We start from the raw sequence: 26,423 nt of genomic DNA, 5'->3' as shown, positions 1-26,423 counted from the left end.
ATCCGCAGGCGGCCACCCCCACGGGCCCGTCTCCGAACGAAGGCCGACAGCATGTCTCGATACCCCTCTCCGGGCGCCGGACACGACCCGTTGATCACCTCGATGGTGGCCGGACTCCCCGCCCGCCAGCAGCCGCGGTGGCCCGACCGTTCCCTCCTGGCCCCGGTGCACGACCAACTGGCCCGCGAGTCCCCGCTGGTGTCGTACGCGAGCGTCCGCGATCTGCGCGGGCTCCTCGCGCGGGCCGCGGAGGGCGAGTTCTGCCTCATCCAGGCCGGCGACTGCGTGGAGCTGACCACCGAGTGCGAGCCCTGCGACGTCGCACGCAAGGTGGAGATGCTCGACGTTCTCGGTGACGTCATGCGCACCGGCTCCGGGCTGCCCGTCGTACGCGTCGGGCGGATGGCCGGGCAGTTCGCCAAGCCCCGCTCCGACGACTGGGAGACTGTGCCCGGCGGACGGCTCCCGGTGTTCCGGGGCCCCGTCGTCAACGCGCCGGACGCCTGCAGGGAGGCCCGCACCCCCGACCCGTCCCGCGTCGTCGCCGGGCTGGAGGCCGCCCGCTGCGCCGTCACCGCCCTCGACCGGCTCGGACGCGGTGAGGGCGCCGCTCCCGAGGACCGGGTGTGGACCAGCCACGAGGCGCTCCTGCTCGACTACGAACTCCCCCAGGTGCGGCGCCACGCGGACGGCGGCAGCTATCTGGCCTCCACGCACTGGCCGTGGATCGGCGAGCGCACCCGGCAGGCGGACTGCGCGCACGTGCGGCTGATGGCCGAGCTGGACAACCCGGTGGCCTGCAAGATCGGGCCGGAGGCGTCGGTCGACGAGGTGCTGGACCTGTGCGCGGTGCTCGACCCGCACCGCACCCCGGGCCGCCTCACCCTCATCGCCCGGTTCGGTGCCGGCCGGGTCACCGGGCTCGCCCCGCTGGTGCGGGCGGTCCGGCAGGCCGGGCACCCGGTGCTGTGGATGTGCGACCCGATGCACGGCAACACCGTCAAGACGCCCGACGGGCTCAAGACGCGCCGCCTCGACGCGATCATGTCCGAGATCCGACAGTGCGTGGACCTCCTGGCGGAGAACTCCGAGCGGTGCGCGGGCCTGCACCTGGAGGCCTCCCCCGACGACATCTCCGAGTGCGAGGGCGCGGGCTGCGTCCCGGTGCGCGGGCCGGGTTACCGCAGCCTGTGCGACCCCCGGCTCAGCCTCGTCCAGGCCGTCGCGGCCGCCGCGCACTGGCGGCTGCCGGTGGGGGCGACGGCATGAGTGCGCCCCTCACCCCCGCCACAGCTCCGGCGGAGGCCCACGACGCGCTGCTGCCGCCGCCGGGCCGCCCGTTCGCGGTGCTGCACCGCCCCGGTGCCGACCGCGCGGCGCCAGTGGAGATCCTCAGCGGCCCGGTGCGGCATGCTGACGACCTGGACTCCCTCGGCCTGGACCGGCCCGGCTGCACGGACCGGGGCACCGACGGCGGCGCCGACACCACGGCCACCCTCGTCCTCGTCCCCTACCGGCAGATCCGGGAACGCGGCTTCGCGCACCCCGACGACGGCGAGCCGCTGCTGGCCATGGAGGTGCGCGAGCACCGGCGCGTCCCGCTCGACCGGCTGCTGGCCTGCCTGCCGGTCCGGGCGCCGCGGGTGGAGGAGACCCGCTTCGACATCGACGACGACGACTACGCGGCGGCGGTGGACGGCATCGTCCACCACGAGATCCACCGCGGTGAGGGCTCCAACTTCGTGCTGGCGCGCAGTCTGCACGGCAGGATCCGCGCCTTCGACCGCGCGGCCGCGCTGGCGGTGCTGCGCGGGCTGATGACGACGGAGACCGGGGCGTACTGGACGTTCCTGATCTTCACCGGCGACCGGTACCTGATCGGCTCGACCCCGGAGCAGCAGGTGCGGGTGCGGGGTGACCGGGTGGAGATGAACCCGATCAGCGGTACCTACCGCTACCCGCGCACCGGCGCCGACCTGCCGGGGCTGCTGCGCTTCCTGCGCGACCCCAAGGAGACCGACGAGCTGTACATGGTCGTCGACGAGGAACTGAAGATGATGGCCGCCCTGTGCGGCGACGAGGTGCGCGTCAGCGGGCCGTCCCTGAAGTGGATGTCCCGGCTCGCCCACACCGAGTACTACCTCTCTGGTCGCTCGGACCGCCCGCTCACGGAGATCCTGCGCACCACGATGCCCGCCCCGACCGTGACCGGCAGCCCGGTGGAGAACGCGTGCCGGGTGATCGAGCGGTACGAGCCGCGCGGCCGGGGCTACTACAGCGGGGCCATCGCCCTGCTCGGCTGCGAGGGCGGGCAGCGGCGGCTGGACGCGGCGCTGATGCTGCGGACGGCGGACCTCGGGGTGGACGGCTCGGTGCGGCTGACGGCGGGCGCCACGGTCGTCCGGGAGTCGGTGCCCGCGCACGAGACGGCGGAGACCACCGCCAAGCTGTCGGGCCTGCTGGACGCCCTGTCCGGGCGGCGGTCCGCGAGGGCGCCGGTCCCGGCGTCCGCCGCGGGCCTCGCCGAGGCCGGTCCGGTGCGCGGCGCGCTGGCCGCCCGCAACGACGGGCTGGCGGCGTTCTGGCTGCGCGGGACCGGCGGCGCCCCCGCCGCCCGGTCCGTCGCGGGCGCCGGGGTGACCATCGTCGACGCCGAGGACGGATTCACGTCGATGCTCGCCTACCAACTGCGGTCGCTGGGCTGCGCGGTGCGGTTGGTGCCCTGGTACCGGGCGGCGGGCGCGGGCGGCGGGATCGCCGGGGCGCCCGGGGTGCTCCTGCTCGGCCCGGGGCCGGGCGATCCGCGGGACGTGTCCAATCCACGCGTGCGTGCCCTACGGGCCACGGCCGCCGACCGGCTCGTGGCCGGGCTGCCGCTGGCGGCGGTCTGCCTGGGGCACCAGGTGGTGTGCACCCTGCTGGGGCTGCGGGTGGCCCGGCTGCCGGACCCGGCGCAGGGCAGGCGGCTGCAGGTCCCGCTGTGGGGCAGGCCCCGCATGGCCGGCTTCTACAACAGCTACGCCGCGCGGGCCGACGACGACTGGCTGCGCCCGCCGCTGGTCGGCGGGCCGGTCCAGGTGCAGCGCGTCGGCGACGAGGTGATCGCGCTGCGCGGCCCGGCCCTGTCCACGATCCAGTTCCACGCGGAGTCGTTCCTGACCGAGGACGGCCCCGGCATCCTGGCCGACCTGCTGACCGGCGCCCTGGCACCGGCCGCGGCTCACCGGCCGGGCGTCCACGACAGTTGTGCGGCCGGTGTCCGTAGCGCCGGCCCCTGGGAGTCCAGGGGGACCCATGAGCATGCCTGAGCGAGGGGGCGTGGACACCGCGCCCCGTCCGATCGACCCGCGCGCCCTGCGCAGGTGCATGGGGCAGTTCGCCACCGGGGTCACGGTGATCACCTGCCGCCGCGGCGACCTCGTCCACGGCACGACGGTCAACGCGTTCACCTCGGTGTCGCTGGACCCGCCGCTGGCCCTGGTGGCGCTGGACCGGCGCAGCCGGGCAGGCGCGCTGCTGCGGGAGGACGGCGACTACGTCGTCAACATCCTCGACGCCTCGCAGCGCGACCTGGCCATGCACTTCGCCGGGCGGCCCATGACGGAGCCGGTGCCGTGGGTGGACGAGGGAGGGCCGCACCCGCGGCTCGCTGGCGCCGTGGCCCACCTGGTCTGCCGGCCCTGGCAGATACACGACGGCGGCGACCACACGCTGCACATCGGGAGTGTCCAGGACTTCGAGAGCCGCCCGGGGCGGCCGCTGCTGTTCCACGGCGGCGCCTTCCCGGAGCTGGCGCCGGACGACTCCGCCGTCGCCTGGTCGCTGTGCCTGGACGGCATGAACCCAGTGGCGCACCTCCCGGTGCACGACGAGCCCGACCGGACCGATCGCACTGACCGGACCGACAGGACCGACAGGACAGGGGACTGACGCACATGACGGACACGACGCACACCGCGGGCACGCCGGGCGCCCCCGGCATCGCCGACGGCATCGGGGCCGCCGGGGGCACCGGGCCGCGCCGCAAGACCCGCCCGATGACCGGCGACGAGTACCTGGAGAGCATCCGCGACGGCCGGGAGATCTGGGCGTACGGGGAGCGGGTCGACGACGTCACCAAGCACCCGGCGTTCCGCAACACGGCCCGGATGACCGCGCGGCTGTACGACGCGCTGCACGACCCGGAGCACCACGACACGCTGACCACGCCCACGGACACCGGCAGCGACGGCTACACGCACAAGTTCTACCGGGTGCCGCGCACCGTGGAGGACCTGGTCGGCGACCGGGACGCGATCGCCCGGTGGGCCCGGATGACGTATGGCTGGATGGGCCGCAGCCCGGACTACAAGGCGAGTTTCCTGGTGACGCTGGGCGCGGACCCGGAGTACTACGGGGAGTTCGCTAACAACGCCCGCCGCTGGTACGCGGAGGCGCAGGAGCGGGTGCTGTTCTGGAACCACGCGGTGATCAACCCGCCCGTGGACCGCCACCGGGCGCCGGACGAGGTCGGCGACGTCTTCGTGCACGTCGAGAAGGAGTGCGACGACGGCCTGGTGGTCAGCGGCGCGAAGGTGGTGGCCACGGGGTCGGCGCTGACCCACTTCAACTTCGTGGCGCACTACGGACTGCCGGTGAAGAAAAAGGAGTTCGCGCTCGTGGCAACGCTGCCGATGGACGCGCCGGGGGTGAAGCTGATCTGCCGTCAGTCGTACGAGCTGGCCGCGAACCGGATGGGCAGCCCGTTCGACTACCCGCTGTCGAGCCGCCTCGACGAGAACGACACCGTCTTCATCCTGGACAAGGTGAAGATCCCCTGGGAGAACGTCTTCATCTATGGGGACACGGCGAAGGCCGGGACCTTCCTGAACACTTCCGGGTTCACGCACCGGCTCACCTTCCACGGCGTGACCCGGCTCGCGGTGAAACTGGACTTCCTCGCCGGTCTCCTGCTCAAGGGGCTGGACGTGACCGGGACGAAGGATTTCCGGGGCATCCAGACCCGGGTGGGCGAGGTGCTCGCCTGGCGGAACATGTTCTGGGGTCTCAGTGACGCGATGGCGCACAATCCGAACGCGTGGCACGACGGCGGGCTACTGCCGAACCTGGATTACGGCATGGCGTACCGCTGGTTCATGACGATCGGTTATCCGCGCGTCCGCGAGATCATTCTGCAGGACCTCAGCAGCGGCCTCATCTACTTGAACTCACACGCCAAGGACTTCCAGAACCCCGAACTGCGGCCACACCTGGACCGGTACATGCGGGGGTCGAACGGATACGACTCGGTGGAGCGGGTCAAGCTGATGAAGCTGATCTGGGACTCGGTGGGCACGGAGTTCGCGGGCCGGCACGAACTGTACGAGCGCAACTACTCGGGCAACCACGAGAACGTGCGCATCGAGCTGCTCATGGCGCAGACGGCGTCCGGTCTGGTCGACGGCTACCGGGGCTTCGCCGAGGAGTGCATGGCGGAGTACGACCTGGACGGCTGGACGGCGCCGGACCTGATCGGGCCCGACCAGGCATGAGCGGCCGGGCGGCACGGCGACGGGGGCGGCGGGCGGCGTGTGTCCGGTCCGCCGCCGCCCCCGCGGGGCCGCCCTCCCGCCGGGCGTCAGGGCAGGTCGGCCGCCTCGGGCCGGTCGTCCTGACCGGGCAGGACCAGGGCCAGGGTGAAGCCGTCGTAGCCCTTGGCGCCCACCGTCTGGATCGTGGTGGCGCTCACCCGGGGCTCGGCGGCGACCTTCTCGTGGAAGCTCCGCATCCCGCGGACACCGCCGTCGGGGTTGTCGGCGTCGGCGACCGCGCCGCCGAGCACCACGTTGTCGACGACGATCACGCCGCCGGGCCGGGAGAGTTCGAGCGCCCAGTCGAAGTACTCGGGGGTGTCGGGCTTGTTGGCGTCGATGAAGACCAGGTCGAACGGCTCCTGGGCGGTTTTCGCGAGGTCGGGCAGGATGTCGAGGGCGCGGCCCACCCGCTGGTCGACGCGGTCGGCGACACCGGCCCGCGCCAGGTGACCGGCGGCGGTCTCGGCGAACGAGCGCTCCCACTCGATCGTGACGAGTCGGCCGCCGGGCGGCAGGGCGCGGGCCAGCCAGATGGAGCTGTAACCGCCGAAGGTGCCTATCTCCAGAATGCGCTCGGCGCCCTGGACGAGGGCCAGCAAGTGCAGCAGCTTTCCCTGGGAGCGGGAGACCCCGATATCGGGGAGGTCGAATCCGATGTGTGCCTTGGCGGCGGCGGCCAGAGCGGGTTCCTCGTCACCGAGAACCACGTCGAAGTAGCCGTCCACCGCGCTCCACTGATTCTGTGTCATGACTCCAGTGTTCCCTGTGAGGAGGAAATTCGACACCCGGAAGGGAGAAATTCCAGAGAATCGACGGATTCATTACGTCCACTTGCCCCCGTCGGTTAGAGAACCGAATTTCCGGGAAATCGCCTGCCTGAACGAGAAAGAGAACGCCTTTTCATCTCTCCTAGCACGACCGCACCGAGAGGAGCGCAGAATCTTGCCCCGAACCGGGACCACGACAGAACGACCGACGGACCTCGATCTCGATCTCGTACCGGAGCTGCACCACGTGGGCGTGCAGACGGACGACCTCGACAACTGCACCGCCTGGTACGAGGAGTTCTTCGGCTGCCGGACCAATTGGACGCTGGACACCTTCTCCGACCTGACGCTGAGCCGCCTGCCCGGCATCACCCGGCTGACCGAGGTGATGGTGGCCGGTCTGCGCTTCCACCTCTTCGAGCGCACCGGGCAGGACGGCGCCGTCCCCGGCGCCAACACCCGCCAGTTCCAGCACGTCTGCCTGGCCACCGGCTCCCCCGAGGAGCTGCGGGCCTGGCGCGAGCGCTGGTTCCGGCTGTACGAGTCCGGCCGCTTCTCGTTCGCCGGGGACGAGCAGCCCACCGACATCGTCATCGACGCGGATGGCGTCCACAGCTGTTATGTCCTCGACGTCAACGGCCTGGAGTTCGAGTTCACCTACGTGCCGCCAGGAGGAGACCGATGAGCACGCGCATCCACCGCACCGTCACCGAGCTGCCGGTGCCCGACGGCTGGGACTTCGGGGACTTCCCGTACGGCCTGGAGCCGCTGACGCTGCCCGAGCCGCCGATGCCGGGAACCGAGACCGCGATATCCGACGTGCTGCCGGCCGACGCGTCCCGCGCGGTCCGCAGCGCACCGTGCCCGCGGACCGGACCGGCCCTCGCCGCCGAGGAGATCTCCCACCAGCTGTTCTGGTTCCGCTGGATCACGGGTCACCAGGCCACCTTCGCCATCTGGCAGCTGACGGCGCACGCCCTGCACCAGGCCCGCTCGCGCTCCGACCCGGCGCCCTCCCTGCGGGCGATGACGGACCTCACCGACGCGTACACCGCGATGCTGCTCTACACCAGCTCCTGCCCCACCGACGTCTACAGCACGGTCATCCGGCCCTCGATGTACCTCCAGCACCGCAGCTTCAGCGGGACCTGGGCCCCGGACTTCGTCCCCGTGCGCTCGCTGCTGCGCGGGAAGAAGACCGAGTGGGAGGGGACGCACGAGGCCGAACGGCTGAAGAAGGCGGTGCGGATGTACCACACGGTGCACGCGGGGGTGGCGGCCAAGCTGGTGCCGGGCGGCCGCTCGCTGCTCCAGGCGTCGGCCGCGGATGTCACGCCGACCCGCCCCGAGACCCAGGCCCTGATCTACGACCACTACTTCCTCACCCTGCGAGCGCCGGTCGACGCGACGGAGCTGGTCGGCCAGTTGCGGTGCCGGCTGCGCGCGATCGCTCAGGACGTGGCGGCCAACGGGCTCTACCCCGGTCTCACGCCCGAGGACGAAGCCGCCTTACCCGAGGAACTGCGAGGCGAGGAGGTGCGGCGGGAGTACGAGGAGGGCTTCGCCGCCATCCTGGGCCGGATCGACGCCGCCGCCCGGCAGCTCAGGCCGAGGGTGCTGCACCACAGCATGCCCTGACCGCCGGGGCGACCGAGCACCGACGGACGGAACGAGCACGGACGAGCACGAACAAGGAGGAGTAAGCGTGCGGCACGGAGTGGTGATCCTGCCCGAGCGGCGCTGGTCCAGGGCGCGCGAGCAGTGGGTCCTGGTCGAGCGCCTGGGCTTCGACCACGCCTGGACATACGATCAGTTGATGTGGCGGTGGCTGCGGGACGAGCCCTGGTTCGCCTGCGTGCCCACGCTGGCCGCCGCGGCGGCCGTCACCTCGCGGATCACACTGGGCACGATGGTCGCCACGCCCACCTACCGCCATCCGGTGACGCTGGCCAAGGAAGTGATGTCGCTGGAGGACGTCGCCGGGGGCCGCTTCGTCTGCGGACTGGGCGCGGGGGCGGGCGGCCTCGACGACCGGGTGGTGGACCCCACCGAGCGGACTCCGCGCCAACGCGCCGACCGGTTCGCCGAGTTCGTCGAGGCGCTGGACCGGCTGCTCACCGAGCGGACCGCCTCGTACACGGGCGAGCACTACGCCTTCGAGGACGTGCCGGTGAACCCGGGGTGCCTGACGCGGCCCCGGGTGCCGTTCGCGATCGCCGCGACCGGCCCGCGCGGAATGCGGCTCGCGGCCCGGCAGGCGGACACCTGGGTCACGGCGGGTCCGCCGGGCCGCTTCGACGCGCTGCCCTACGAGAAGGCGCTGCCGGACATCGCCCGGCAGTTGGACGAGCTGGACGCCGCCTGCGAGGCGACCGGCCGCGATCCGGGCACGCTGAACCGGCTGCTGCTGACCGGCGCCATGGTCGGCGGCGTCCTCGAGTCCGTCGAGTCCTACCGGGACGCGGTGGGCCGCTTCGGCGAGCTGGGCGTCACCGACCTGGTGGTGCACTGGCCGCGCGCGTCCTTCCCCTACCAGGGGAACCCCCGCGTGCTGGAGGCAGTCGCGGAGGAGGTGCTGCTCCCCGCGCGGGAGGCGGCGCCGGGGACCGGGCCCGCGGCGGTGCGGCCGGGCGGCGAAGGAGAGGGACGTTGATCGCGTACGAGATCGTGGCCATGTTCACGGACACCCCCTACGGCGGCTGCGCCCTCGGTGTGGTCCCTGACGCGGCGGAGCTCTCGGCGGCCGACATGCTGGCCATCGCCCGGGAGATCGCCCTGACGGAGACGGCGTTCGTGGTGCCGCCCCGCCTGCCCGGATCGACATACGGGGTACGGGTGATGACCCCGGCCGGAGAGTCGCCGTTCGGCGGCCACAGCGCGGTGGGCACCGCCAGCGTGCTGGTGCGCGCCGGGCGGCTGGCGGCCGGGGAGGCGGTGCAGGAGTGCGGCGGGCGGCAGCTCGCCGTGACCGCAGCCGCCGACGGCTCGACCCTGTGTGTCGCGGGCGAGCCGCTCCCGCACCCCGAGTGGGACCCCGGCCCGCTGCTGGCGGCCTGTGGGCTGACGGACGCCGACCTGGCGGGCACCCCACACCTGACCGGATTCGGGCCGGCGTTCCACGTCCTGCCGGTGGACTCGGAGGCCCTGGCCCGCGCCTCGGCTCACCTGAGCGACCCGGTCTGGGAGGACTGCGCGGACGCGGTGCTCGTCGCCTGGGACCCCGCGGGCGGCATCGCCCGCGTCCGCGTGTTCGCCCCGGGCTACGGCATGCCCGAGGACCCCGCCTGCGCATCCGCCGCGCTGGGCCTGGGCGCCTGGCTGGCGCGGGAGAAGGCTCTGCCCGGCACCGACGGTCGCTACTCCTACCAGGTCCGCCAGGGCGAGGACATCGGCCGCCCGGCCACGCTGTCCTGCACAGTCGACCTGGCCGAGGGCCGGGCCGTCGCCGCCACGGTCCACGGCCGGGTCACCGCCACCGCCTCCAGCCGGATGACACTCCCCGGGCGGCTCTGAGGACTGTCTCGCCCTGCGACGCCCCACCCCGCCCTCCGGGCGGACGACGCCACGTTCGAAACACGCCCTGCCCCCGGCGGCCCCCGCCCGGGCCCAGGACCCGCCGGTCTCCCCTACGCGACACGACCGCGTGCGACCGGATGACCAGAAAGGAATACCTCGGTGCTCTTCCGACCGGAACTGCACGGCACCCGCGGTGCCGTCGCCTCGACCCACTGGCTGGCCTCCTCGGCGGGCATGTCCATGCTGGACCGAGGCGGGAACGCCTTCGACGCCGCGACCGCCGCCGCCTTCGTCATCCAGGTGGTGGAACCGCATCTCAACGGGCCGGGGGGCGACGTGCCGATCCTCGCCCACCGCTCCGGGACCGGTGCGGTCGACGTCGTCTGCGGGCAGGGACCGATGCCCGCGGCGGCCACCGTGGAGGCCTTCACCGGGCGCGGTCTGGCCGTGATCCCCGGTTCCGGGCTGCTGCCCGCCGTCGTCCCCGGCGCCTTCGGCGCCTGGCTCCGCCTGCTGAAGGAGTACGGCACGCTGCCCCTGGAGGACGTCCTGGAGCCCGCCATCGGCTACGCGGAGCGCGGCTACCCGGTGTTACCCAAGTGCGCCGCCATGATCGGCGCCCTCACGGAGCTGTTCCGCGACACCTGGACGGAGTCGGGCCGCACCTACCTGCGCAACGGGGTCGCCCCGCGCCCCGGGGAGCTGGTCACCAACCCTGCGCTGGCCCGCACCTACCGGAGGCTGCTCGCCGAGGCGAAGGCGTCCGGCCGGGACCGGGAGGGGCGGATCGACGCGGCGACGGAGGCGTTCTACACCGGCTTCGTGGCAGAGGCGATCGACACCTACTTGGCCAAGGCCGAGGAGATGGACTCCACCGGGCGGCGCAACGGCGGCCTGCTCACCGGCGCGGACCTCGCGGGCTGGCGGCCTGGCCTGGAGCGGCCCCTCAGCCTCGACCACCGGGGCCTCACGGTGCACAAGGCGGGCCCCTGGTCGCAGGGCCCGGTCTTCCTCCAGCAGCTCGCCCTGCTGGCCGACGCCGACCTCGCGGCGACGGGCCCGGAGAGCGCGGCCTACGTCCACACGGTGGTCGAGGCCGCCAAGCTCGCTTTCGCCGACCGCGAGGCCTGGTACGGCGACCCGGACCACGCGGACGTCCCCGTCGACGCCCTGCTGGACCCGGCGTACTCCGCCGCGCGGCGGGCGCTGCTGGGCGCGGAGGCCTCCCACGAGCTGCGGCCGGGACGGCCCGGCGGGCGGGAACCGCTGCTGCCGCCGCTGCACGACGAGAGCGGTGCGCCCGCCGACCCGGCCTGGCTGGGCGAGTTGGAACAGGGCATCCCGGCGATCATGAAGCTGACCGCGGCGACCGGCGACACCTGCTGCGTCAGCGCCACGGACGCCGCAGGCAACATGGTGGTGGCCACGCCCAGCGGCGGCTGGCTGAAGAGTTCCCCGGTGGTGCCGGGGCTGGGCTTCCCGCTGGGTACCCGGGGGCAGATGGCCACCCTCACCCCCGGCCACCCCAACACGGTGGCACCGGGCAAGCGCCCGCGGACCACGCTCAGCCCGACCCTGGTCCTGCGGGACGGCCGGCCCTACCTGGCGTTCGGGACGCCGGGCGGTGACCAGCAGGACCAGTGGACGCTCAGCTTCTTCCTGCACCACACGGAGCACGGGATGGGCCCGCAGGCGGCGATCGAGGCGCGTACCTTCCACACCGACCACGTGCCTACGTCGTTCGCTCCGCGCCGCTTCCGCCCGGGGACCGTCGTCCTGGAGGGCGGCTGGCCCGCGGAGGAGGTCGAGGCGCTGCGGCGGCGCGGGCACCAGGTGGACCTGGTGGCGGACCGTTCGCTCAGCAAGGTGTGCGCCACCGGTCTGACCGGGGACGGGCTGGTGCTCGGCGTGGCGAGTCCGCGCGGCGCGCAGGCGTACGCGGTCGCGGGGTAGAAGAGAAGGACATGAAATGGTTTCCCACAGGAAACCACCGTCCTATCGTGGAAGGTGCTGACATGGAGGCTCCCCGGAAAGACCACGCCGAGGACTTCATCGTGCTGGGCGAGGCCCGGCAGAACAATCTCAAGGGCGTCGACCTGCGCATCCCCAAGGGGAAGCTGACCGTCTTCACCGGGGTCTCCGGGTCGGGGAAGTCCTCGGTGGTCTTCGACACCCTGGCGATCGAGTCCCAGCGGCAGCTCAACGAGACCCTGCCTGCCTTCGTCCGCCACCGGATGCCGAAGTACGAACGGCCGGACGCGGAGGTGATGGAGAACCTGTCCACGGCGATCGTCGTCGACCAGCGGCAGGTCGGCGGCAACGCCCGCTCCACGGTCGGCACGATGACCGAGATCCTGCCCATGCTGCGGGTGCTGTTCTCCCGCGCGGGCACGCCCAGCGCGGGCCCCTCCCACATGTACTCGCCCAACGACCCGCGCGGCATGTGCGAGGAGTGCCAGGGCCTCGGCGCGACGGTCCGCCTCGAACTCGGCAAGCTCCTCGACGAGGACAAGAGCCTCAACGAGGGGGCGATCCGGTTCCCATCCTTCGCGGTCGGCACCTTCCAGTGGCAGCTGTACGGCGAGTCCGGGCTCTTCGACCCCGACAGGCCGTTACGCGACTTCTCCGCCAAGGACCGCGAACTGCTGCTGCACGGCAAGGGGTTCACCGTCGACCGGCAGGGCCGCAACGGCGTCTACAAGAACGAGTACGAGGGCATCGTCGAGCGCTTCACCCGCCGGTACATCACCCCCGGCCTGGACAAAGCGAAGAGCAAGGAGCGCGCGGAGATCGAGCGGGTGGTGACCCAGGGCCCCTGCGCCGTCTGCTACGGCGGACGGCTCAACAAGGCCGCTCTCGCCTCACGCATCGACGGCGACAACATCGCGGACTTCTCGGCGATGGAGATCACCGACCTGATCGAACGGCTCGCCCGGATCGACGCGCCGGCCGTCAAGCCGGTGGTGGCGGGCGCGCGGGCAGCGCTGGAGCGCATCGAGGCGGTCGGCCTCGGCTATCTGAGCCTCGGACGGCAGACCAGGACCCTGTCCGGCGGCGAAGCCCAGCGGCTCAAGATGGTGCGTCACCTGGGAAGCAGCCTGACCGGGCTGACGTACATCTTCGACGAGCCCAGTGTCGGCCTGCACCCGCGCGACGTGCGGCGGATGAACGACATCCTGCTCGCCCTGCGCGACAAGGGGAACACCGTGCTGGTCGTGGAGCACGACCGGGACGTCATCGCGATCGCTGACCACGTCGTCGACATGGGCCCGGGGGCTGGGCGCGACGGCGGCAAGGTGACGTTCGAGGGCACCCCCGCGGGGCTGCGCCGCTCCGGCACCGTCACCGGGAAGCAGCTGCGGAACGTGACCGGGCTCAAGGAGGAGGTCCGCTCCCCCACCGGCGAGCTGACCGTGCGGGCGGCGAAGCTGCACAACCTGCGGAACGTTACGGTCGGCTTCCCCACCGGCGTGCTCACGGCGGTGACCGGTGTGGCCGGGTCCGGCAAGAGCACCCTCGTGTCGAAGGTGTTCACCGCGCAGTACCCCGAGGCCGTGGTGATCGACCAGTCGTCGGTGGGCATCTCCGCGCGCTCCAACCCGGCGACGTACACCGACATCATGGACAGCCTTCGGCAGCGGTTCGCGCGCGCCTCAGGCGAGAAGCCGGGACTGTTCAGCTTCAACTCGGAGGGCGCCTGCCCGGAGTGCGGCGGCAGGGGCGTCATCGAGACCGACCTCGCCTTCATGGACCCGGTCACCACGGTGTGCGAGCGCTGCGACGGACGCCGGTTCAACGAGGAGGCGCTGCGCCACACCGTGCGCGGCCGGACGGTCGTCGACGTCCTCGCCATGACCGCCGAGGAGGCGTCGGACTTCTTCGACGACGCGCCCGTACGGCGCAAGCTGGCCCTCCTCACCGAGGTGGGGCTCGGCTACCTCACCCTGGGCCAGCCACTGTCCACGCTCTCCGGCGGCGAGCGGCAGCGGCTGAAGCTGGCGCACCGCCTGAAGGAGACCGGCACCGTCTACCTCTTCGACGAGCCGACCACCGGTCTGCACATGAGCGACACGCGCCGGTTGCTGAACCTGTTCGACCGGCTCGTGGACGGCGGCAACACGGTGCTGGTGATCGAGCACGACCTCGACGTCGTCAAGCACGCCGACTGGGTCGTGGACCTGGGCCCGGAGGCGGGCAGCCAGGGCGGCCGGGTGGTGTTCGAGGGCACGCCCGCCGAGCTGGCCCGGTCAAAGGACTCGCACACGGGCCGCTGTCTGGCGGCCGATCTACAGGCCGCGCGCAAGCACACCTCGTCCTGAGACGCCGTGCCCGGGACACACCGTCCCGGGCACGCAACGGAAGGAGTCGGAGATGCCCCTCATCCGCGTCACCCTGCTTCAGGGCCGGACGCCGCAGGAGGTGGCCGCCCTCGGCAGGGCGCTCACCGCCGCGGCGCACGAGGCCCTCGGCGCCCCGGCGGAGGCCGTCCGGGTGATCGTGGAGGATACGCCGCCGGACCGCTGGTTCGTGGGCGGTCGGTCCGTGGCCGAGCGGCGCAACTCCCCCTCGTGACCCGCCCCGGAGCTGCCCGGCCCAGCGCGAGCCGCCCCGGGGTTCACGGGGCGGCCGGGGCCGCCGGTTCAGCGGACGGCGGTCCCGCGCAAGCTGCGGTCGGCGCGGGCGAAGCGCTCGCGGACGTGTTCGACGCGCTCCGGGGACCAGGACGCGAGGTCGTCGCGGGTGAGGCGGCCGCTGCGGGTGATCAGGTGGGCGTTGAACGCCTCCGGTTCGAGGTCGGCGTACTGCTCCAGTTCCTCGAACCACTCCTGGCTCGTGCGCGCGGTGCGCTGCATGGCCGCGACCTCCGGCAGACGCGCCGCCTCGTACGCGGCGAGCGCCTCGGGGACCGACCCGTGGTCGTCCAGGGCCAGGGCGAGGGCCAGCCCGTCCTCCATGGCGAGCCGGGTGCCGGAGCCGACGGAGAAGTGCGTGGTGTGGGCGCTGTCGCCGACGAGGGCGACGCGGCCATGGCTCCAGCGCCGGTTGTGCACGGAGACGAAGCGGCCCCAGCGCGACCTGTTGGTGCGCAGATCGTGGCCGTCCAGGACGTCGGCGAAGAGGTCCGCGAGCCGCTCCGTGTCACTCCGGCCGGAGCCGTCCGGCGTGCCGGCGTCGTCCTCGGTGAACCCGGCCGCCTCCCACACCCGGTCGTCGACCTCGGCGATGAAGGTGCTGAGGCCGGGGGCGTAGGGGTAGGCGTGGGCGTGCAGCGTGCCGTGCTCCGTCTCGGCAACGGCAAAGGTCAGCGCGGTGAAGGCCCGGTCGGTGCCGAGCCACAGGTAGCGCGAGCCGCGCCGGGTGGTCTCGGTGCCGAACTCCTCCCGACGGGCCTCGCGGGTCGCGGAGTTGACGCCATCGGCGGCCACCACCAGGTCGTACGTCCGGGCCAGCGCGTCCGCCTCGGGGGCGCGGGTGCCGTGGCGGACGGTGACGCCCAGGTCGGTGCAGCGGGCGCGCAGCATGGCGAGCAGGGCGCGGCGGCCGATCGCGGAGAAGCGGTAGCCGCCGTTGCGCGTGGTGTGTCCCCGTTGGTGGACGTCGATCCTCGACCAGTGGGCGCACTCGGCGCCGAGCGCGGCGAACAGCGAGGGGTCGGCCGCTTCGATGCCGCCGAGGGCCCCCTCGGAGAAGACGACGCCGAAGCCGAAGGTCACGTCGGGGGGGTTCACCTCCCAGACGTCGATCTCGCTTCCCGGCCGCAGTCGTTTGACGAGCGCGGCCGTGTAGAGGCCGCCGGGTCCGGCTCCGATGATCGCGATTCGCATGACACCTCACGGGGACTCGGTCGAGTGACGGGGTGGCGCGACCGGAGGGCGGCACGTGGCCCCTCCGACGGGCTACTTATTGCCCGTCAGGCTGAAAGTATTGTCCGCAGGGAAACCAATCGCCTCGGGCGGGCCGCCGCCGCGCGGCCGACCGGGAGGGAGCGCGGTCGATGAGGCTGACGACGGACGCGGGTGTGCTGGAGCGGCTGTACGGGGCGGACGTGCCGCCCTTCGCGCTGCTGCGCAGGCAGCGCCCCGGGGTACCCGGACCGGCCCCGGTGGAGCTGTTGTTCGGGACCATGGAGACCGCGGAGACCAACGAGGCCGTGGAGACCGTCCGGTCGCCGGACGGGACGAGTGCGCGCGGTGCCGTGCCGGGTCCTGGTCTGTTGGCGCTGCTGCCGTTCCGGCTGCTGGCGGAACACGGTCTGCCGTGCCACGACGACGGTACGCCGCTGCGGGTGCTGCGGGTGCGCGAGCACCACGTCCTGCCGCAGGAGGCGTTCACCGGCCGGCGCGCGCCGGCGCAACGGTCGCTGGAGTGGCAGGACGCCGGGTTCACGACGACCGACGCGCAGTACGAGGACCTGGTACAGGAGTTCGTGGCGTCGGACGCGGCGCGGGACGGGCTGAACGTCCTCCTGCGCCGGGACTGGACCGCGCGGCTTGCGGACTTCCGGCCCGCGGTGGCGGTCGAACTGTTCCGGCGGCTGCTGACCGCGGAGTCGGGTGCGTACTGGACCTTCGTCGTGCACACGGGGGGCACGCGGCCGGTCACCCTGGTGGGCGCGAGCCCGCAGGGGCATGTGGGCGTCGAGGGCGGCCGGGTGGTGATGAACCCGCTGTGCGGCACGTACCGGCGTCCGCCCGGGGGGACGCGCCCCGGAGACCTGCTCGCCTTCCTCGCCGACCGCAAGGAGTCGGAGGAGCTGGCGACCACGGTCGACGCGGAGCTGGCGGTGCTGTGCCGGCTGGCCGGACCGGGGGTGCGGGTGGAGGGGCCGTTCCTGCGCGGGATGGCGCACCTGGTGCACACGCAGTGCCGCATCAGCGGGCCCGCGGCAGCCGGGGCCCGGGAGACCCTCTCGCGGGCCCTGTTCGCGTCGACGGTGGTGGGCAGCCCGTACGCGCGGGCGTGCCGGGCGATCCACCAGTACGAGGCGACCGGGCGCGGCTACTACGGCGGTCTCCTCGCGCTGATCGGCCGCGACGGGGCGGGCAAGGAGGAGCTGGACACGGCGGCGGTGATCCGGACCCTGATCGTGGACCACCGGGGCGGGGCGCGGCTGTCGGTGGGTGCGACCGTGGGCGGCCGGTCGTCGCCGGAGGCGGAGGCGGCCGAGACGCGGGCCAAGGCGCGGGCCGTGCTGAGCGCCCTCACGGCGGACAGTCCCGCCGCCAGGCCGGCGCGCGCCCGCACCGACCCGGACCTGGACGTGGCCGTACGGGACGCCCTGGCCCGGCGGCACGCGGCGCTGTCGTCGTTCTGGACGCGGGGCGCCGCCGCGCCGCCCATGGACGCCGGCCCGGTGCTGGTGCTCGACCCGGGCGGTGACGCCCGCACCGAACTGGCGGCCCTCTTGCATCTGGTGAGCGCGGTGCACGGCCCGGTCGAGGTGGTCCGCCACGACGCCCCCGGCGTGGCCGGCACCCTGGTCAGGCACCCGGCACCGGTGCTGTTGGCGTCCGGGCCGGGTCGCCCCGACGACCCCGGGTGCGCACGGATGGCGGGACTGCGCCGCACGGCGGCGGCCCTGGTCCGGGAGCGGCCGCCCGACGGGCCCCCGGTGGCGGGAGTGGGCCTCGGCTTCCAGGTGCTGGCGCTGGCCGCCCTGCCGGACGCCCGGGTCGTGCCGAGGACGGGCGGGACCGCGCTGGCGCGGGAGGTGGAAGTCTTCGGGCGGCCGGTCACCGCCGCCTTCCGCAACGCCCACGCGATCGTGTCAGGCCCCGACGGGCGCGAGGTGATCGTGCTGCGCGAACGTGCCGTGCGGGGCGTACAGTTCCGCCCGGAGTCGGTGCTGACCACCGACGGGGCCGGGGTACTGCGCCGACTCCTCGGCTGACTCCCCCGGACCCGCCGGCGCGGGCTCAGGACTCCTCGGCCGCCGCGCCGAGTTCCAGCAGGGTGCGGGCCGCGGACTCCAGCGCAAAGGTCATCGAGCCGCCGTTTGGCTCGAAACCGGCGTGGTCACCGGCGAAGTGGATGCGCCCCTCGGGCCTGCGGATCACCGGCATGAGGGCGCTGTGCCCGCGCTCAGGCAGGATGTACGCGCCCTCGGCGTACGGGCGCTGGTCCCAGCAGACGGACGTGCCGGTCTCGAAGTGGTCCCGGGCGCCCGGCAGCATCCGTTCGACCTCGTCGAGCACGAAGCCAAGGCGCTCCTCCTCGGTCATGACCGACACCGCCCGCGCCCGCCACCCCGTCATCAGGCACTCCAGGATCTTGCGGGGGCCGGGGAGCGTGGGCGTGGCGTCGCGTATCCAGCGGATGGGCAGATCGGTGGAGAAGCTGGCGTTGTGCTGCGGCCAGAACTGCCGGCGCATCTGGAGGTAGACGCGGACGATCGAGGCGTACTTCACCCGGCGCATCACCTCGTGCTTGGCGCTGGAGAGGCCCGCTTCGGTGAAGTCGATGTGTTGGATCGCGCTGAACGGGACGGTGACGACGACCCGTTCGGCCTCCAAGGTCTGCATCCGGCCGTGGGCGAGAACGGTGACCCGGGCCCGCTCGGCGTCCTGCTCCACGCGGACCACCGGGCGGCGGTAGTTGATGCGGCTCTTGAGCCGCTCCGCGAAGGCCTGCGGGAAGCGGTCGGTGCCGCCCTTCACCTTGGCCCAGCGCGGGTCGGCGTTGCCCAGCGAGTGCGGGCTCGCTTCGTGGCGCAGCCAGGACAGCGCGGACGCCGACTTCAGGTCGCCGCCGCGCATCTCCAGAAAGAGGGGCTCCATGAGGTCGATCGCCGCCTGGGAGGCGCCCCGGTCGGTAAGGACCTCGTGCACGGAGAGGTGGTCGTAGGGGGCGAGGCGCTGGGTGACCGCCCAGTCGGTGGCGCTCAGATCGGGTTGGAGGCTGTCAGCGACAGCCGAGACGTACCGCTCGATCATGCCACCGACGCCGAGGTCCTTCTCGTGCGGGTGCAGGTCGAGCCCAGCCTCAGCGACGGACTCCGGGTCCGGGGTGAAGAAGCGGCCCCGCGCGAAGTAGGAGAACGTGGTGCCGAAGAGGTCGGCGGTGTCCGTCTCGACACCCAGTTCGCGCAGGTAGTGCATGGCGTAGTGGCAGTGCGGGGTGAGCGTCATCGCGCCGGCCTCGGCGTGCAGGCCGTCGGCGAACGGCGCCCTTAAGGTATACGCGCGCCCGCCGGGCCGGTCGGACGCCTCCAGGACGGTCACCTCGCAGTCCCGCGTGGCGAGTTCGTGGGCGACGGCCAGTCCGGCGAGTCCGGCGCCGACGACGATGACGGATCGCGGGGGCCGCAGCCCCGGCAGTCCGCTGTCGAAGGCACGTCGTACCTCGGTCTGAGTGGCTTCCCGCATGGCGTGCTCCGTTTCCGTGGGTTGGTGGCTCGACGGCTCCGTGCTGCGGTGGTTCAGGGGCTCGATGGCCGAACACCCGCACCTGTGCCGCTTCTTGTTCGTCTACCACCTGTCGCCGGGGCCATGTGCCCGGCAGGCGCCTCTGCGGAAGCCCGGCCGGCGCCGTCGGCCGGCCACGGAAGCCGCTGAGAGGCCAGTTGCGTATCCAGCTCGACCAACGTGCGGTAGCAGGGCATGACGCGGGCGAGGAAACTCGGGTTCCCGGCCCTCCCGGACGGCCGCGACGAAATCGAGGTCCTGGAGTTCGATGGCGTCCATGGACACGTCGACGCCGCTGACGTCGATCGGCTCGTCCTTGCCGGTGACGAGGTATGGCGACCCGGCCCGCCCTGGCCGACCTCGCCGCCCACCTACGGGACGCGCACGGCGTCGCGGTGCGCTTCGCTGCGCCTACGCGTACAGCGCTTCGATCTCGAGTGTGGTCGACAGTGCCACATGTGAGTGACGTGAATCCATGAGGCGTTTCCCCCGGTTCTGTCAGAGCCGGTCAGTGCTTCGAGTCCTACCGGTACGCGCACCGATCCATCGGGAGAGATCGGCTGTGAGCCTGGTTCGACGGTCGCCGTGGTCGGGTCCTCGAGGGACGATGCAGCCTTCGGAGCAGAACCAGTCACTGGAGGCCAGGGCCCGAAGGACGACCGGCGTCCAGTGCTTGGGGCCTATCGTCGCCCCTTCTTCCCGACTGCGGGCCAGATCCTCCAGGAAGTCGCGGACTGCCGCCCTGACCAGGAGGCCCTGACCTGCGGTTTCACGCCTGCGTGGACTGGCGTGGACGGCCGAACGCCCCTGCTTGGAACGACCGTCAGCGCCCTGTGGCCTCCTGAACCGGGGTTCGTTTCGCTGTTCGCGGTGGGCGGGTCGGCTGGGTACAGCCTGTCCCGCGCTACCGCTGGGACGGCCGCCCCACCAGCCGGCGCCCCAAGTGATCCATGTGCCGGTCGGCTCAGTCCCAGTCCTGCAGCTGCTGGAGCAGGCCGGCGTCGCCCTCCATCCGCAGCGAGCCGGCCGGGATGCGCATGTACATCAGCAGGGCTATCTCGCTCGCGGTGCCGTAGACGGCGGCGGTGGGCTTGCTCTCGGCGGCCTCCGCCGCCGTGAGGCGGGTGAAGCGGGAACCGGCGGCGTCCACCGTCTGGCGCCAGGAGCCGGCCTCGGCTGCGCGGTAGTCCATGGTGGCGGGCTCGCCCGGCCATGCGACCGTGACGGTGCAGACGGTGGCGAGGAACTCCTCGATGGTTTCGACCGCCTCGGCCGTCGGCAGCTCCTGCGGGGTACCGGAGGCCAGCTGGGCGTCGTAGGTGTGGATCAGCGACTCCGGGACGCGGCGGCGGGCCACGGCGGCCGCCGCGTGCGGTGAGGCCAGCGGCTCCCACCAGGCCCAGCAGCCCCGGTCCGGGCCGGCCTCGCGCAGAGCAGCCAGCAGCTGCTCCGTCGAGTCGGCCAGCCAGGTAATGAGGGCCTCGCGCTCCCTGGGCGCCGCCAGCCCGTCCTTGTTCGGCCGCTCGTCGCCAGGCGCGGTGTTCAGCACGATGTAGGCCCAGAAGCGGTCCCCCTCACTGAGGTGGTTCGCCAGGTCGTACAGCGTCCAGCCCGGGCAGGACGGGACAGCGGCGTCGAGGCTGGGGGCCGCGGCGACGGCGGCGCGGAACGCGGCGGACCGCTGGTCAATCATCCGCAGCAGGGTGGGGAAGTAGCGATGCTCAGTCACGCAGACCTTGTATCACCGGGACCAGGACTCTCGCACTCGGTTAAGAGCGTCCGGCAGTAGGCGCGCTGACAGCCGGTGTCCGTGGCCGTCACCGCCTGCACGGTGCCCTGGATCGCCGGGTCATCGGGTCGCCGGGGCGCCGAAGACGTGAACTCGTGCCCGCGCTAGGTGTATTGACCCGCAGGGTTGACGCGGCTGATGGGGCACTACGGTCGCGGCGGGGCAAGGCGGCGAGCTGGGCCCTGATCCGGCCGACTGCCGGAGAGACGGGACCGGTCCGTTCACGCACAGAAGCAGCACGGGACACGGGACCGTTCACACGATGACGGGGCCGATCAACCAGGGGCACGCCGGCCTGCGCTGAGGCATGCACTGCCACTGCGTCACCGGTCCGCTGACGCAGTGGCTCACCGGCCCCGACGAGGCTCCTGACGCTTCCGAGACCGTCGAGGGTCCACGCACCCTCACCGGTGTCGTCGACGTACACGGGCAGCCAGGGCAATCGGGGTGGCAGAGCCCGCCGGTCGACGTCGGTGATCCGCTTCTGCCACTGCTCCTCGCTCAGAATGCCGTGAAGCGGCGGGGTGTTGACGTGCACCGAGCCGACTGGAGGAGGTGCAGCACCGATGGACACCTTCTGCGACTCCTTGCGGGAGCCGGGCAGGTAACCGTTCTTGCCGTAGAACAGGTCGTGGTTGGCGCTGTTCAATTTCTCCGCGACCTGGCAGACCGTCGTTGCACCCGGCCGTCGGGTGGGAGCACGCGCCGGCTGTCGTGTTGCGGCGTCGGCCGACGGAGCCTGGGCCTTCGTGGGCGAAGGCGGCCGACGCGATCAGGGGGCGGCGCCGCGTGCGGTACTGCCGGAGGCTCAGCCTGCCAGTCGGGCGCGGGCCAGAGTGTGCGCGCGGTCGAGTGCGTCGGAAGCAGCGCAGGAGATGTCCGGCTGTACACCGGTGCCCTCCCAGTTCGTGCCGGAGACGGGGTTGATGGCGCGGCCGACAGGGATCGAAGCTTCCAGATGTGGGTGTACCGTCCAGCCCTCCCGAGGGTGCGCGCCGCCGCGGGTGCGCTCGCCGACGACCACCGCGCGGCCGAGCTGCTGCAGGTCGTACGCCAGTTCCTCGGCCGCGGAGAAGGTGTGGTTGCTGGTCAGCACATACAGCGGCTTGCTGCCGCCGAAGCGGGTGCCGGGGATGTGCGGCTGGCTCCAGGACTGCTCTGTGCGTTCGCCCTCGCGCCAAAACATGGAGTTGAGGTGGGTCCGCTTGTCCAGCAGGTGGCTGCAGATGAAGGCGACCGTGTCCGGGTCGCCGCCCCGGTTGGCACGGAGGTCCACGATCAGCGCCTGGGCCCGTGACGTCAAGGCCAGGGCGGCGGTCAGCGGTTCGGCTGACCACTCCAGCGGAAACAGCATCGGTGCCAGTTCCAGTACGGCGACCCCTCCGTCGAGCAGTTCCACCCGGGGCGCACCGCCCAGCGAGGTGTCGAAGTCTCCGCGGATGGACTCCAGGACCGCCGCTCCCTGCTTCTCAGGCACCTGCTCGGCGTGGTACTGCAGGCTCAGATGCCGGTCGCCGTTGACGGAATGCAGGTCCGCGGTGACCAGCCGGGCGAGCTCCTCGGCGCCGTCGACGGCGTAGGCGCCCTCGGCGTGGCGCCGTTGCAGCAGGCCGGCGAGCTGCGCGGCTATCTCGGGGAAGACGTAGTGCTCGGTCAGGAGCCGGACCGTCTCCTCGATGACAGGGCCAGGCTGAAGCTTCGTCACAGTCGTCATGGCACGAAGTAGATCACCGCCCTTGCCAAGGGGTCCATATGCTCAGCATCCGCCACCGCACCCGGTAGACACGCTCTCGAACGGCGGTAGCACGCGCCCATGGGGCTGATCCGCATGCGCGAGAACACCACCACGTGCACGCGTTCTCGGGCTCGCGCCACCACCTCGGCAGACGCTGCGCAGTCAGGGCCGGGGACGGTTGCGGCACAAGCAGAACGGATGCCCGGCCGGGTCCGTGTAGACCTGCCAGCCGTAGCCGGACTCGCCGACGAAAGTCTTCTGGAGGGTGGCGCCCAGGCCGATCACCCTGCGCTGCTCGGGCTCGAACTCGTCCACTTCGAAGTCGAGGTGGAACTGCTGCGGGTGCTCCTGGCCCGGCCAGCTGGGCCGCTGGTAGCTCTCCACCCGCTGAAACGACAGCCCGACGCCGTCGTTGCGCAGGTCAACCCAGTCCTTCTGGCTCGTGTCGGTGTCGATCTCCCATCCCAGCAGCTCAGCGTAGAACTCGGCCAGCTTCCAAGGGTCGGGACAGTCGAGAATGACATCGGTGAACGTCAGCATCGCAACATCGTAGGCAAGGGCCTGCGCCGGCCGCTCCCTCTGCTTCGAGCCGCACCACAGGAACGTGCACATGAACGTCCAGTCACTGACGTTCAGCCACCGCAGGAGGGGCTGTGCCTCTGATTGCACGAGGCTACTCCCGCTCATGGCGGGTACCCGCGTCGCGGAGGCCCGTCGTCACGGACTCACCAAGGGTGCGAGCCCTCCGATGCAGAGGGAGTGGGAATGAGACTGCGCGACTTCGCTCAGGCCACAGGTTCCCGGTGTTCAGCGGAGGTGCTGAGCGGCCGGTACCGTCTGGACGGCCGCCTCGGCTCAGGCGGTGCTGCGGACGTGCACCGCGGGTTCGATCTGCGGCTGAGACGACCGGTCGCCGTCAAGATTTTCCGGCCCGATGCCTGCATGAGCAGGGAGGAGAGCCTGGACAGCGAAGCGCTGATCCTGGCCCGGCTCCACCACCCCGGGCTCGTCACCGCTTTCGACGCCGGGCAGCACGACGGACGTGACTTCCTGGTCATGCAGCTGATCGAAGGCATCACGCTGAAGGAGCGCATCGCCCGGGGCCCGCTGCCTCCCGAGGCGACCGCCGCAGTCGGCGCCGGGCTCGCCCAGGCGCTGGATCACGCACATGAGACCGGGATCGTCCACCGCGACGTCAAGCCCTCCAACATCCTCCTGGACCACGCCGAACGGCCCTATTTGGCTGACTTCGGCATCTCCCATCGTCTGGACACCACCCACACGGCCACCGACACGATCATCGGCACACCCGCGTACCTCTCCCCCGAGCAGGTCCTCGGCCGGCCCGTCGGTCGGCCTGCCGACATCTACGCCCTCGGCCTGGTGCTCCTCGAATGCCTCACGGGAAAGCTCGAGTACGACGGCGGCCCTCTGGAGGCCGCGATCGCACGACTGCACCGTCCCCCCGCCCTGCCTCCTGGGCTCCCCGAACGACTGAGCCGCTTGCTGGGCAGGATGGCGGCTCTGGACGAGCAGGACCGGCCGTCGGCCCGCGACTGCGCTCGCGAACTGATCGCCATGGCCCGTACAACCCCTGTTCCCGCCCCATCGACGTCCACCACGAGCCTCGTCGCCGCTCGACCGTCGTCACGAACGGCCGACCACACACACGCGAATCCGATACCCGCCAGAACGCACGACTTTCGCCCACGCCCGCCCGCACGACGAAGGCGGACCCTCGTAGCCGGCACGATGGCACTCACTGCTGCCGTGGTGACCGCGCTCGGCGTCACCGGCACCTCCACACCACAGGACAACGACCGCTCAGCAACCGAGGCCACCGGTACCCCCAGCGGCATGACGGACCCATCCGGCACCACAGGCCGGAAAGGTGCTCCAACCGCCTCGCCGACGGCGCAACCCCCTGACCACAGCGCATCCGCCGACACACGCCCCGGCGGAACCCAGCAGATCCTCCGCCCTGTGTCCCCTCACTCGCACGGCGCGTCCTCGGGCAGCTCAGCAGACAGGCCGAAACCACCCGCGTCGAAAGACAAGGGCACTTCACAAGCGTCACCGCACGGTCAGGCAAAGAAGAAGGACGCGGCCGAGAAGAAGGCCCGGGAAAGGATCAAGCCGGGATCCCCGGAACACTGACGCGCACGCAACGCCCACCGGGACGCGAGTCCGGGAGCACGCCCGGCATGCTGTGACGGGCCAGGAGTCGCACCCTGGAGAGATGAGCGCGCCCATAGTCATCCACCGCGTCTCACCCACCGGCGGGCGGCGAGTCACCATCCGTGGGCAGATCGCCGGGCTCGCATACGAGGACCGGGACGTCGTCGAGTTCCTGCGGCGGGCCGGGCTCCCCGACGCGGAGCAGCTGCTGGACCGGCCGGAGTGGGTGGAGTGGCGGGGAGGGCGGGCGCACACCTACGCGGCGGCGTAGGCCGCCCCGCAGCTGGTCCCCCGGGGTGGTCTGCCGAGCGAACGGTGCAAAGTCCGCGGGCGGCAGGCACCGCACGGCTCGACGCCCGTTTCGGCCTGTTCCGCCAGGGTGTCCTGCCGGGGAGCACGCGTCTCCCGTGATCAGTGCCGGCCCTGGACCTGGGAATCCCTGTCGAGCCGGGCGCTGCCGGAGTTCTGGGTGATGGGACAGGGGCGGGTGCCGTGCATCGGCGGCGTGGTGCTGGAGCCTGATCACGCGGTGACGGATGTCGGCTTCGGCGGTGAACCTGTCCCGGAGCCGCTGGTGGAGCACGCAATGACACCGCCGGTCCGCGGCATACGCGTAGGGAACACCGGGCCCCTCGGCCACCGGCCGCGAGGCGTAGTGCGCACCTCCGGTCGCCAGGAGAGGCCGCCTGCCGGCCGACCGCCTCTCGGAGCTCGGTTTCACGGGGCGGGACGAGGTACCGTCCCCGGGCTGGAGACCGCCTCCTCGGCGTCGACGGCGAGTCCCCGAGAATGGGGCCTCATGGACCATCTCCTGCATCTGGACCGCACGCTCGACGAGCTGGACCCGCCCCGTTGGGACCCTCCCTCCGCCGACGCCACCCACTTGGTACGCACAGTGCACGCGTTGCGGCGTGTACGCCTGGGCGAACTCGGTCCCGCAGACCTGCGGATGCTCGTCGCCCAGCGGGTGGCGCTCCCGCACGTGCTGCCGCTCGCGGTGCGCCTGCTGCTCGAAGAGCCCCTGCTCGACTCCTGTTTCTACGAGGGCGACCTCCTGCTCACCGTCCTCGGTTCCCCGGCCTCGGCCTGGCTTCCGCTACCTGACCTGAGCGCGCAACTGCGCGCCGCGATCACGACACTGCCGGAGGCCGCGGTCGCGGACCTGCCCCGTGGAGCCGCCGAGGAGCTTGCCCGTTTCACCGGACGGACCGAACCGCTTCGCTGAACCTGAGGTGAGCGAGGGCGTGGAGACCGGGATGCCACCTGCCGGTGCGCTCGCCGTGACGTCCACGCGGTGGTGGATCAGTTCGACCTCGTCGAGCGCGCCGGGATCGCCTCGATACGTCTTCCCCGCGGCCGGCATCCAGGATCTGGGCGGCCTTGGTGATACCGCGAGCACGGCGAGAGAGAAACGGCGTTGCTCCGCCGTCAAGGTCCCCGCGCACCTCACGGATGGCGGGT

22 protein-coding genes are annotated in these 26,423 nt (G+C 72.1%); 15 read left to right on the top strand and 7 right to left on the bottom strand.

What is annotated here, in order from left to right:
- The first annotated feature begins 51 nt into the window (after positions 1-51).
- The 4 genes from ACFYQ6_RS07340 to ACFYQ6_RS07325 all read left to right on the top strand — a co-directional run bounded on the left by ACFYQ6_RS07340 (position 52) and on the right by ACFYQ6_RS07325 (position 5,531).
- Positions 52-1,269, top strand: coding sequence for a 3-deoxy-7-phosphoheptulonate synthase (locus ACFYQ6_RS07340; RefSeq protein WP_361572924.1), 1,218 nt, complete (start codon positions 52-54; stop codon positions 1,267-1,269).
- Positions 1,266-3,308, top strand: coding sequence for a chorismate-binding protein (locus ACFYQ6_RS07335; RefSeq protein WP_361572926.1), 2,043 nt, complete (start codon positions 1,266-1,268; stop codon positions 3,306-3,308). The genes ACFYQ6_RS07340 and ACFYQ6_RS07335 overlap by 4 nt, the downstream gene beginning before the upstream one ends.
- Positions 3,295-3,930 carry a flavin reductase family protein gene (locus tag ACFYQ6_RS07330; RefSeq protein ID WP_361572928.1) on the top strand — a complete coding sequence of 212 codons (636 nt, stop codon included), beginning with the start codon at positions 3,295-3,297 and terminating at the stop codon, positions 3,928-3,930. The genes ACFYQ6_RS07335 and ACFYQ6_RS07330 overlap by 14 nt, the downstream gene beginning before the upstream one ends.
- A gap of 107 nt (positions 3,931-4,037) precedes the next feature.
- A complete protein-coding gene (locus tag ACFYQ6_RS07325; protein ID WP_361573423.1) occupies positions 4,038-5,531 on the top strand; it encodes a 4-hydroxyphenylacetate 3-hydroxylase N-terminal domain-containing protein in 1,494 nt (497 codons plus the stop codon).
- An 86-nt stretch (positions 5,532-5,617) separates the two neighbouring features.
- Here the strand turns inward: ACFYQ6_RS07325 and ACFYQ6_RS07320 are convergent, their stop codons facing one another.
- Positions 5,618-6,322: an O-methyltransferase gene (locus tag ACFYQ6_RS07320; protein WP_361572930.1), complete on the bottom strand. Its 705-nt coding sequence runs from the start codon at positions 6,320-6,322 to the stop codon at positions 5,618-5,620.
- Positions 6,323-6,515: 193 nt separating this feature from the next.
- Here ACFYQ6_RS07320 and ACFYQ6_RS07315 point away from each other — a divergent pair, with 193 nt between their 5' ends.
- The 7 genes from ACFYQ6_RS07315 to ACFYQ6_RS07285 all read left to right on the top strand — a co-directional run bounded on the left by ACFYQ6_RS07315 (position 6,516) and on the right by ACFYQ6_RS07285 (position 14,428).
- On the top strand, positions 6,516-7,025 hold the full coding sequence (locus ACFYQ6_RS07315) for a VOC family protein (protein WP_361572932.1): 510 nt from the start codon (positions 6,516-6,518) through the stop codon (positions 7,023-7,025).
- On the top strand, positions 7,022-7,978 hold the full coding sequence (locus ACFYQ6_RS07310; RefSeq protein ID WP_361572934.1) for a hypothetical protein: 957 nt from the start codon (positions 7,022-7,024) through the stop codon (positions 7,976-7,978). Before ACFYQ6_RS07315 ends, ACFYQ6_RS07310 begins: the two co-directional genes overlap by 4 nt.
- A 67-nt stretch (positions 7,979-8,045) precedes the next feature.
- Positions 8,046-8,993 (top strand): LLM class flavin-dependent oxidoreductase, encoded by a 948-nt coding sequence (locus ACFYQ6_RS07305; RefSeq protein WP_361572936.1) that lies wholly within the window; start codon positions 8,046-8,048, stop codon positions 8,991-8,993.
- Positions 8,990-9,853, top strand: coding sequence for a PhzF family phenazine biosynthesis protein (locus tag ACFYQ6_RS07300; protein ID WP_361572938.1), 864 nt, complete (start codon positions 8,990-8,992; stop codon positions 9,851-9,853). The genes ACFYQ6_RS07305 and ACFYQ6_RS07300 overlap by 4 nt, the downstream gene beginning before the upstream one ends.
- A 162-nt stretch (positions 9,854-10,015) precedes the next feature.
- Positions 10,016-11,809 carry a gamma-glutamyltransferase gene (locus tag ACFYQ6_RS07295; RefSeq protein ID WP_361572940.1) on the top strand — a complete coding sequence of 598 codons (1,794 nt, stop codon included), beginning with the start codon at positions 10,016-10,018 and terminating at the stop codon, positions 11,807-11,809.
- A 62-nt stretch (positions 11,810-11,871) separates the two neighbouring features.
- The gene (locus ACFYQ6_RS07290) at positions 11,872-14,175 is read left to right on the top strand and encodes an excinuclease ABC subunit UvrA (protein ID WP_361572942.1); all 2,304 of its coding nucleotides are present in this window, start codon (positions 11,872-11,874) and stop codon (positions 14,173-14,175) included.
- A 52-nt stretch (positions 14,176-14,227) separates the two neighbouring features.
- The gene (locus tag ACFYQ6_RS07285; protein ID WP_361572944.1) at positions 14,228-14,428 is read left to right on the top strand and encodes a 4-oxalocrotonate tautomerase family protein; all 201 of its coding nucleotides are present in this window, start codon (positions 14,228-14,230) and stop codon (positions 14,426-14,428) included.
- A gap of 68 nt (positions 14,429-14,496) precedes the next feature.
- Here ACFYQ6_RS07285 and ACFYQ6_RS07280 read toward each other — a convergent pair whose 3' ends face one another.
- Complete coding sequence (locus ACFYQ6_RS07280; protein WP_388761359.1) at positions 14,497-15,681, bottom strand: FAD-dependent monooxygenase; 1,185 nt, start codon at positions 15,679-15,681, stop codon at positions 14,497-14,499.
- Positions 15,682-15,851: 170 nt separating this feature from the next.
- Between ACFYQ6_RS07280 and ACFYQ6_RS07275 the strand changes: the two genes are divergently transcribed.
- A complete protein-coding gene (locus tag ACFYQ6_RS07275; protein ID WP_388761356.1) occupies positions 15,852-17,747 on the top strand; it encodes a chorismate-binding protein in 1,896 nt (631 codons plus the stop codon).
- 25 nt (positions 17,748-17,772) lie between these two features.
- On the opposite strand, the gene ACFYQ6_RS07270 is transcribed toward ACFYQ6_RS07275, so the two are convergent.
- From ACFYQ6_RS07270 to ACFYQ6_RS07250, 5 genes are all read right to left on the bottom strand, one after another.
- A complete protein-coding gene (locus ACFYQ6_RS07270) occupies positions 17,773-19,221 on the bottom strand; it encodes an NAD(P)/FAD-dependent oxidoreductase (protein ID WP_361572950.1) in 1,449 nt (482 codons plus the stop codon).
- A gap of 102 nt (positions 19,222-19,323) precedes the next feature.
- Positions 19,324-19,539 (bottom strand): hypothetical protein, encoded by a 216-nt coding sequence (locus tag ACFYQ6_RS07265; RefSeq protein WP_361572952.1) that lies wholly within the window; start codon positions 19,537-19,539, stop codon positions 19,324-19,326.
- Positions 19,540-20,224: 685 nt separating this feature from the next.
- Positions 20,225-20,989 carry a maleylpyruvate isomerase family mycothiol-dependent enzyme gene (locus ACFYQ6_RS07260; RefSeq protein ID WP_388761353.1) on the bottom strand — a complete coding sequence of 255 codons (765 nt, stop codon included), beginning with the start codon at positions 20,987-20,989 and terminating at the stop codon, positions 20,225-20,227.
- Positions 20,990-21,857: 868 nt separating this feature from the next.
- Positions 21,858-22,763, bottom strand: a complete 906-nt coding sequence (locus tag ACFYQ6_RS07255) for a S41 family peptidase (RefSeq protein ID WP_388761350.1) — start codon at positions 22,761-22,763, stop codon at positions 21,858-21,860.
- Between the two features lie 183 nt (positions 22,764-22,946).
- Positions 22,947-23,324: a VOC family protein gene (locus tag ACFYQ6_RS07250; protein ID WP_361573424.1), complete on the bottom strand. Its 378-nt coding sequence runs from the start codon at positions 23,322-23,324 to the stop codon at positions 22,947-22,949.
- Between the two features lie 225 nt (positions 23,325-23,549).
- Between ACFYQ6_RS07250 and ACFYQ6_RS07245 the strand changes: the two genes are divergently transcribed.
- The 3 genes from ACFYQ6_RS07245 to ACFYQ6_RS07235 all read left to right on the top strand — a co-directional run bounded on the left by ACFYQ6_RS07245 (position 23,550) and on the right by ACFYQ6_RS07235 (position 26,187).
- A complete protein-coding gene (locus ACFYQ6_RS07245; RefSeq protein ID WP_388761347.1) occupies positions 23,550-24,941 on the top strand; it encodes a protein kinase in 1,392 nt (463 codons plus the stop codon).
- An 82-nt stretch (positions 24,942-25,023) separates the two neighbouring features.
- Entirely contained in the window at positions 25,024-25,233 is a 210-nt protein-coding gene (locus ACFYQ6_RS07240; RefSeq protein WP_361572960.1) for a hypothetical protein, read from the top strand.
- Between the two features lie 528 nt (positions 25,234-25,761).
- A complete protein-coding gene (locus ACFYQ6_RS07235) occupies positions 25,762-26,187 on the top strand; it encodes a contact-dependent growth inhibition system immunity protein (protein WP_388761344.1) in 426 nt (141 codons plus the stop codon).
- The last annotated feature ends 236 nt before the right edge of the window (positions 26,188-26,423 follow it).

The organism is Streptomyces sp. NPDC005494 (assembly GCF_042872025.1).
GTDB lineage: Bacteria > Actinomycetota > Actinomycetes > Streptomycetales > Streptomycetaceae > Streptomyces.
This window is presented reverse-complemented; position numbering and strand designations above follow the sequence as displayed.